Source organism: Streptomyces cyaneofuscatus (genome assembly GCF_042718795.1).
Taxonomy (GTDB): Bacteria; Actinomycetota; Actinomycetes; order Streptomycetales; family Streptomycetaceae; genus Streptomyces; species Streptomyces cyaneofuscatus_A.
The window spans coordinates 132,247-139,804 of record NZ_JBHXOX010000027.1 but is presented as its reverse complement, the minus strand read 5'-3'; the positions used below and the strand labels follow the sequence as shown (position 1 = coordinate 139,804).

Below are 7,558 nucleotides of genomic sequence, written 5' to 3'. Positions count from 1 at the left end.
GTCCTGGGGTTTGTCGTTTTTTTTTATTCTCTCGATCATCTATTTGATGCCCACGCCGGGGGGGGGGGGGGGCGGGCGCCCCCCCCCCCCCCCCCCCCACGACCGCTACCGCGAGGCTCAGCGCCGACTGGGCACCGCGCGGCTCAGCGCCGACCGGGCACCGGGAGGTTCAGCGCCCGCCCGCGACCAGCAACGGAGCCCCGGCCGTCCGCGATTCCCCGCCGGACCTGCCCAGCAGCGGGGACGCCGGTACGGTCGACAGCAGCCCGCGCCGGGTCAGCTCGGGCGTCACGCCCTCACCGAACCAGTACGCCTCCTCCAGGTGCGGATAGCCCGAGAGCACGAAGTGCTCCACACCCAGCGCGTGGTACTCCTCGATCCGGTCGGCGACCTCCGCATGGCTGCCCACCAGCGCGGTCCCGGCCCCGCCGCGCACCAGACCGACGCCCGCCCAGAGGTTCGGCGCGATCTCCAGCTCGTCCCGCGAGCCGCCGTGCAGCGCCAGCATCCGCTGCTGCCCGACCGACTCGCTCCTGCCCAGCGCCTGCTGTGCCGCCGCGATCGTGTCCGCGTCCAGGTCGCCCAGCAGCCGGTCGGCCGTCGCCCACGCCTCGCGCGACGAGTCACGCGAAATGGTGTGCAGCCGGATCCCGAACCGGACGGTACGCCCCTGCTCCTCGGCGAGCCCGCGGATCCAGTCGATCTTCTCCTTCACCTGGGCCGGCGGCTCACCCCAGGTCAGGTAGACATCGGCATGGGCGGCGGCCACCGGCCCGGCGGCCGCCGAGGACCCGCCGAAGAAGATCTCCGGCAGCGGGTCCGGCGGCAGCGCGGTCAGCCCGCCCTCCACCTGGTAGTGCTCGCCGTCGAAGTCGTACGGCTGCCCGCTCCAGGCACCCCGTACGACCGACAGGAACTCCGCCGTCCGCGCATACCGCCGGTCGTGGTCCAGGTGGTCGCCGAACCGCCGCTGCTCGGTCGAGTCACCCCCGGTCACCACGTTGAGCAGGAGCCGCCCCCGGGTGATCCGCTGGTAGGTCGCGGCCATCTGGGCGGCCAGCACGGGCGAGATGACCCCCGGCCGGAAGGCGACCAGGAACTTCAGCCGCTCGGTGTGCTGCGCGAGCGCGACCGTGGTCAGCCAGGCGTCCTCGCACCACGTACCGGTCGGCGTCAACACGGCCTCGAAGCCGAGCTGTTCGGCCGCCTTGGCGATCTGTGCCAGATATTCGATGTCCGGTGCGCGCACCCCGCTCACCGGGGTGATCCGGTCGCGCTTGATCCCGCCGTCGGTGTACGCGTGCCGGTCCACGAGCGTCCGGCCGTCACCTCCGGTGGGCAGGAACCAGTGCAGATGGACGTTCACGAGGAGGCCTTTCCGTAGGAGCGGGGGGCGGTGTCGGAGGCGGGGAGATCGCGGTTGAAGCGGGTGTCGACGTAGTCCTTGAAGGCGAACCGCCGTGGGATCAGCTTGAGTTCGGCGAAGGTGTCGGCGATCTCCTGCTCGGAGGCGATGGCGGCGTCGTCGATGGCCACCGGAACCCGGGTGCCGTAGCTGCGCTTCACCGCGTCCAGCGCCACCTCGTAGGGAAGCCCGGTCTCCTTCGCCCAGACCTTCGCCCACTCCTCCGGATGCTCGAAGACCCAGCTCTGCGCCCGCTCCAGCCGCACGAGCAGATCGCCGATGGCCTTCGACTTCTTCGCGTCCTTCAGCGAGGCGGGCGAAGCGACTTGGAAACCGAGGCCGTTGACGACACCCTCACCGGTCGTCAGCACACGGGCGTTCCCGGCCCGCAGGATCTGCGAGGTGTACGGATCCCAGATCGCCCAGGCGTCCACCTTGCCCCGGCTGAACGCGGCCAACGCGTCAGCGGGCTGAAGGTAGTTGAGCTTCACGTCCTTGATGGAGAGGCCGGCCTTCCTGAGCGAGGCAACCAGTTGGAAGTGGGCCGAACTGCCCTGCGCCACGGCGACGGACTTCCCCTTGAGCTGCTCGGGCCTTTTGAGCGGAGAGTCCTCGGGTACGACGATGACCTCACCGGCCGGTGAACCGTGAGTGGCGCCCACGACGGTGATGTTCGAGTCGGACCCGGCCGCGAAGACGGGCGGCGTGTTGCCCACTCCGCCGATGTCCACGGCCCCGGCGTTCACGGCCTCCAGCAGCGGTGGACCGGAGGTGAAGGTGGACCAGGTGATGCGGTAGTCGAGGTCGTCGAGCTCTCCGGAGGCCCGCAGGATGGCTTCGTAACCGCCTTTCTGGTCACCGACGTTGAGCGTCACGCTGCCCTTGCCGTCGGTGCTGCCTCCTCCCGACCCCGTGGACGAGGCGCCGCCACCGCAGGCGGCGAGGAGAAGAGCGAGGGGAAGGAGCAGGGCGGGCAGGGTGCGGCGTTTCATGGTGGTTCTCCGTGTTGCTCGGGGAAGCGGGTGGGTGGTGGTGGTTGGGCGAGGTTGGGGGAGGTCATACGTCCGAGCGCGCGGCGGCAACCGCTTCCTGCTGGTGTACGGCCCTGACATCAGCGACCCCGACATCAGTGGCCCCGGCGTCGGCGGCACCGCCGTCCTCGACGCCCAGCTCGCTCAGCAGCCGCGAACGCAGTCCGGCGAAGCCGGGGGCGCCGACACCGCGTGGGCGGTCCAGCCCGACGGCCGTGTCGTACGCGATGCCGCCCTCCCGCATCACCAGCACTCGGTCGGCCAGCAGCAGGGCCTCGTCCACGTCATGGGTGACCAGCAGGACCGCGCAGCCACGCCGCTGCCAGAGCTCCGCCACGAGCTGCTGCGCCTTGATCCGGGTCAGGGCGTCCAGCGCGCCGAAGGGCTCGTCGAGCAGGAGCAGATCAGGCTCGCGCACCAACGCACGTGCCAGGGAGGCACGTTGGGCCTCGCCGCCGGAGAGGGTCTTGGGCCAGGCGCCTGCCCGGTCGGTCAGCCCGACCTCGGCCAACGCCTTCTCGGCCAGGGCCCGTTCGGGCTTGCCGGGCAGCCCCAGCAGGACGTTGCGCCAGACCCGCTTCCAGGGCATGAGGCGCGGCGCCTGGAAGGCCACCGCACGCCGCCGGGGCACCAGAACCGTGCCCGCTATCTCGCGGTCGAGCCCGGCCAGCACCCGCAGCAGGGTCGACTTGCCGCACCCGCTGCGCCCGAGCAGAGCGGTGAACTCCCCGGCCTTCAACGTCAGATCGAGGCCGTCGATGACGGCACGCCCGTCGAAGGCCCGGGTGAGCCCTTCGACCCGTACGGCTGCCTCTGGCTCCCCGGCGGGGGAGGGGGTCGGGATGGTCACTGGCCGGTGAAGGTCGGTCGCCATTGCAGAAGCAGCCTTTCGAGGGTCCGGACGATGACGTCGGCGGTGAGGCCGAGGAAGGCGTACACGACGAGGCAGACGACGATCACGTCGGTCCGGAAGAACTCCCGGGCCTGGTTCATCAGGAACCCGATCCCGGCATCGGCGTTGATGGACTCACCGAAGACGAGCGCGAGCCAGGCGGTGGCCAGGGAGTACCGCAGCCCGGTCATGGCCCCGGGCAACGCCCCCGGCAACACGACATGGCGCACGAGCCCCCACCGGCTGAGCCCCAACGACTCACCTGCCTCGATGAGGTGGGCGTCCACGCCGCGGATCCCCGCATACACGTTCAGGTACAGATGGAAGGCGACCCCGAGCGCGATGAGCGCCACTTTCGGCGCCTCGCCGATCCCGAGCCAGATGATGAACAGCGGGATCAGCCCCACCCAGGGCACGGTGCGCAGCATCTGCACGGTCGCGTCGACGAGGTCCTCGCCGAGCCGCGAGAGCCCCGAGACCAGCGCGAGCACCGTCCCGACGACCCCGCCGAGCACGAGCCCCACCGCCACCCGCTGGAGCGACACGCCCATGGCGGCCGGCAGGGTCCCGTCGGCGATCAGATCACCGCCCGCCCGGGCGATGGTCCCCGGCGAGGCGAGCACGTCCGGGTGCAGAACCCCCGTAGCGCTGAACACCTGCCAGAGCGCGAGCAGCAGCAACGGCCCCACGGTGCGCCGCAGCCACCGGGGCACGGACCGCAGCCGCGCCCGGCGCACGGACGCCGGGACGATCGGCTCCAGACCGGGTGACGTAGGACTGTCGGAGGCCGGGGCATTCTCCGGGCCGGCGGCCAGATCGGGCGGTGCATGGCTGATGGTCATGGGGGCTCCACGGAAGGTCGTACGGAGGGGGATCGGGAACGGAGACGCGCCGAGGCACCCCGGGCCGCCGGGACGCAGCGGCTGACCCGAACACGTCAGGAAGACCGCAAGGCCGGAGGATCAGAGGCGACGGGCCCGGCCGCCGGCAGCTCGAAGCGGCCGCACGGGTGTGCCGAGGGAAAGGCGCAGCCGCCGGGGCGGAGCAGACACGGAAGGGCCAGGGTCAGAAGCGACCGGAATGGCGCTGAGGGAACGTCAGCAGCCGCGACAACACGCGGCGGATGCCACCCGCAGCAGGTCGATGTGACCGCGCGAGGTGAGCAGAGCTGATCGGAACATGGCGATGAACGTAGTCATCCGGTCAGGAGGCGGTCAACGGTGTCTCGGAGCGTGGACGTGTGATCTCGCCCTCCGGAAGGGAGGATGGGGGCATGTCCGATTCCTTCACCACCACTGTTCTGCACATCGCCACGGGGACCGCCGAGAGCGTCACCGACCTCACCCGGCAGTGCGAGGAGTTCCTCACCCGGGCGGCGGCCGGCCGGGACGGCCTGCTCAACGTCTTCGTCCCCCACGCCACGGCGGGCATCGCGATCCTGGAGACGGGCGCGGGCAGCGACGACGACCTCCTGGCCGCCCTCCACCACCTGCTCCCGGCGGACGACCGCTGGCAACACCGCCACGGCAGCCCGGGCCACGGCCGCGACCACGTACTCCCCGCCCTCGTCCCGCCCCACGCCACCTTGCCGGTGATCGGGGGGTCGCTGGAGCTGGGGACGTGGCAGTCGGTGTGCCTGGTGGACACGAACGTCGACAATCCGGAGCGTCAGGTGCGGCTGAGCTTCCTCGGTCAGTGAGCTGCTCCGGTGGGCCGTAGGGAGAATCCTCCGACCGTACCGACTGAGTAGCGCCGGGGAGTGCCAGGCGAGCGTGGCACATCTGGCGGCAGACCACCTTCTCCAAGCCGGCCGCCACGTGGTGGAACTGCCCCTGCAAGACGATGAGTTCGCTCTCCTTGTCGTCAGGGAGAAGAAGGCGGTTCAGCAGGTGGCGGTGCGTCTCAATAATTCCCATGGCGGGTGAAGTCTCCACTTCTCAGGGGGACCTGATCGGCCGGGCTTCCGGGTCGAGCTTGCCCTCGGCCTGGGCGAGTAGTGGCTGAAGGCCACAGCCGTGTACACCCGGCGACGAGGCAGTTGCGCCTCACCCGGACGCGGCTTGCCGACTCCTCGATGCGCCAGCGTCGCTCCTCATTGCGGGAATCCCGGAGCCGTGGGGCCGAGGACTTGCCCATTGGTAACCTATGGGTTACCAATGAGAGGTGGACCCCTTCACCGCCCTGGCCGATCCCGTACGCCGTGAGCTGCTGCGCGCCCTCGCCTCCGGGCCGGCCCGAGTGGTCGACCTCGCGGCGCGGCACCCCATCAGCCGGCCCGCGGTGAGCAAACATCTGCGACTGCTCACCGAGGCAGGGCTGGCCACCGTCGAGGACCACGGCCGCGAGCGCCACTACGCGCTCGCCCGCCAAGGCCTCGCCCCGGTCCGGGCCCTGCTCGACGAGCTCGCCGGGTACCGCCCCCCGATCCCCGAGAGCGCCTTCGACGCCCTCGACCTGGAGGTCCGCAGGACCCTCCACGAACGCCGGGCCGGCACCGACGCCGCTCCCGGCACCGGACGACCTCAGGAGGAATCAGCATGACCAGCACCCCCACCGGGCGTCGCGTGACCATCGACGGCCTGGACAGCATCGCCTTCGACCGCACCTTCCGGGCCGGCATCGAGGACGTCTGGGCGGCGGTCACCGAGTCGGACCGGCTGGCCCGCTGGATCGGCGAATGGACCGGCGACCCGTCGACCGGCTCGGTCGACTTCCGGATGCTCTACGAGGGCGACGAACACCAGGCCGAACTCTTCACCATCCAGGAGTGCCAGGCCCCCCGCCGTCTGGTCCTCACATCGCAGGTACCCGGCCAGGAACTCGTCTGGCACATGACTCTCACGCTCGTCGAGCACGAGGGCACCACCACACTCACCTTCGCCCAGTCCGTCGGCGACGACCCGGCGATGGCCGGTGGAGTCGGCCCCGGCTGGGACTACTACCTCGACCGGCTCGTCGTCGCCGAGACCGGCGGTGACCCGGCATCCGTCGACTTCGGGGACTACCACCCGGCCCACGCACAGCACTACCTCGACATGTTCAGCTGAGCCTGCCCAGGGCGCCCGGTACGAGGGTGGGCTCCCGCCTACCGGGAAAATGCGAGGCGGTCGAGCCCGGGCCGGGGTGCGCGCCGGACGGCTCGGCCGGCCCGGGAAGCAGGCCTGCGTCCTGGGCACGCAGCACCGCGCTGAGCCGGTCCGCGGTCCCGAGCTTCCGGTACAGCGCGTTCAGGTGCTTGTGGACGGTGCGCGGTGAGATGCCCAGCCTCCGTCCGATCACCTCGGCGGTCAGCCCCGCCGCCAGCAGGTGCAGTACGTTCGTTTCGCGCGGGGTCAGCGGCGCCGCCAAGGCGTGGTTGGCCTGCCGCCTGCGAGCGCTGCCCGACGACTTGCGCAGCGCCGTCAGGAGGGACCGGTGGGCCGTCGCGGCCTTGAGCAGCGGCTGCACGCGTGCTGCGTAGCGCTCATCGTGCCGGGAGAAGTCGCCCCCGGACCGGTGCACCAGGAACCCGCTGACGTGCGGCCCCCTCTCCGGCAGCGGCAGGCCGAACACGTGCCGTGTCCCGAACGCCTGACGGAGTGCGTCGGCCGTCGGACTGTTCTGCCAGGTCCGCGCCCCCACCACCCGTGCGGCGCTCTGCGGCGTCCAGTCGGAGGTGGCCCCGTAGCGGTCGATGAAGGGGTACCCCGAACGGATGTAGGCCTGCACAGAGTCGTCACCGTCACCGTCATCGACGCCGACGTTCGGTAGGGGTTCCGGGGACCGGATCACCACGCTGCCCTGATCCCGGGTCCAGGGCACCTCCTTGACCACGATCAGCTCCCCGTCGAGCGCCGTGAGCAGCTCCCCGGTGAGCAAGGGCCAGACGGACTCCGGGGCTTCGGCGCTCATCACCTCGACCGCCAGGTCCAGCATGCGTGCGTACCGATCCGGCATGACGACTTCCCCCGACGTCCCCGCGAGTGTGCCTCCTCACCGTAACCCGCCGCTGTCCATACGCACTTCTCCCCATAGCGCGGTACGGAGCACTCCCGCCACGATCGGCTCCGGGCGGACCACCACCTGTCCGGGGGTGGCCGAACAACCTGACGTCCTTCCGGGTGATGGGCGGCCGCACCCAGGCGTACCTCAGTGGCCCGCGCGGCAGCGGCTCGTTCACCTGGCAGGTCCCGTACGCCGGCGGCGCCCTCGACGGCGCTGTCACGTACGTGAAGGTCCGGCGCGGCTGAC

At 70.9% G+C, this 7,558-nt stretch carries 10 protein-coding genes; 4 read left to right on the top strand and 6 right to left on the bottom strand.

Annotated features, from left to right (window positions below; genetic code table 11):
• Window positions 1-169: 169 nt before the first annotated feature.
• From ACFWRT_RS28490 to ACFWRT_RS28470, 5 genes are all read right to left on the bottom strand, one after another.
• The gene (locus ACFWRT_RS28490; RefSeq protein WP_380954035.1) at window positions 170-1,366 is read right to left on the bottom strand and encodes an LLM class flavin-dependent oxidoreductase; all 1,197 of its coding nucleotides are present in this window, start codon (window positions 1,364-1,366) and stop codon (window positions 170-172) included.
• Window positions 1,363-2,397 carry an ABC transporter substrate-binding protein gene (locus ACFWRT_RS28485; protein WP_380954036.1) on the bottom strand — a complete coding sequence of 345 codons (1,035 nt, stop codon included), beginning with the start codon at window positions 2,395-2,397 and terminating at the stop codon, window positions 1,363-1,365. Before ACFWRT_RS28485 ends, ACFWRT_RS28490 begins: the two co-directional genes overlap by 4 nt.
• Before the next feature lie 64 nt (window positions 2,398-2,461).
• Window positions 2,462-3,310, bottom strand: coding sequence for an ABC transporter ATP-binding protein (locus tag ACFWRT_RS28480; RefSeq protein WP_380954038.1), 849 nt, complete (start codon window positions 3,308-3,310; stop codon window positions 2,462-2,464).
• Window positions 3,283-4,170: an ABC transporter permease gene (locus tag ACFWRT_RS28475; RefSeq protein WP_380954039.1), complete on the bottom strand. Its 888-nt coding sequence runs from the start codon at window positions 4,168-4,170 to the stop codon at window positions 3,283-3,285. Before ACFWRT_RS28475 ends, ACFWRT_RS28480 begins: the two co-directional genes overlap by 28 nt.
• A 255-nt stretch (window positions 4,171-4,425) precedes the next feature.
• Window positions 4,426-4,509 (bottom strand): putative leader peptide, encoded by an 84-nt coding sequence (locus ACFWRT_RS28470; protein ID WP_311307964.1) that lies wholly within the window; start codon window positions 4,507-4,509, stop codon window positions 4,426-4,428.
• A gap of 92 nt (window positions 4,510-4,601) precedes the next feature.
• Between ACFWRT_RS28470 and ACFWRT_RS28465 the strand changes: the two genes are divergently transcribed.
• The 3 genes from ACFWRT_RS28465 to ACFWRT_RS28455 all read left to right on the top strand — a co-directional run bounded on the left by ACFWRT_RS28465 (window position 4,602) and on the right by ACFWRT_RS28455 (window position 6,375).
• Window positions 4,602-5,027: a secondary thiamine-phosphate synthase enzyme YjbQ gene (locus tag ACFWRT_RS28465; protein WP_380954041.1), complete on the top strand. Its 426-nt coding sequence runs from the start codon at window positions 4,602-4,604 to the stop codon at window positions 5,025-5,027.
• A gap of 464 nt (window positions 5,028-5,491) precedes the next feature.
• Window positions 5,492-5,869 (top strand): ArsR/SmtB family transcription factor, encoded by a 378-nt coding sequence (locus tag ACFWRT_RS28460; protein ID WP_380954042.1) that lies wholly within the window; start codon window positions 5,492-5,494, stop codon window positions 5,867-5,869.
• Window positions 5,866-6,375: an SRPBCC family protein gene (locus ACFWRT_RS28455; protein ID WP_380954043.1), complete on the top strand. Its 510-nt coding sequence runs from the start codon at window positions 5,866-5,868 to the stop codon at window positions 6,373-6,375. Before ACFWRT_RS28460 ends, ACFWRT_RS28455 begins: the two co-directional genes overlap by 4 nt.
• Here the strand turns inward: ACFWRT_RS28455 and ACFWRT_RS28450 are convergent.
• Window positions 6,368-7,264 (bottom strand): helix-turn-helix transcriptional regulator, encoded by an 897-nt coding sequence (locus ACFWRT_RS28450; RefSeq protein ID WP_380954044.1) that lies wholly within the window; start codon window positions 7,262-7,264, stop codon window positions 6,368-6,370. The genes ACFWRT_RS28455 and ACFWRT_RS28450 overlap by 8 nt on opposite strands.
• A 167-nt stretch (window positions 7,265-7,431) precedes the next feature.
• Here ACFWRT_RS28450 and ACFWRT_RS28445 point away from each other — a divergent pair, with 167 nt between their 5' ends.
• A complete protein-coding gene (locus ACFWRT_RS28445) occupies window positions 7,432-7,557 on the top strand; it encodes a hypothetical protein (RefSeq protein WP_380954045.1) in 126 nt (41 codons plus the stop codon).
• Window position 7,558: the final 1 nt, after the last annotated feature.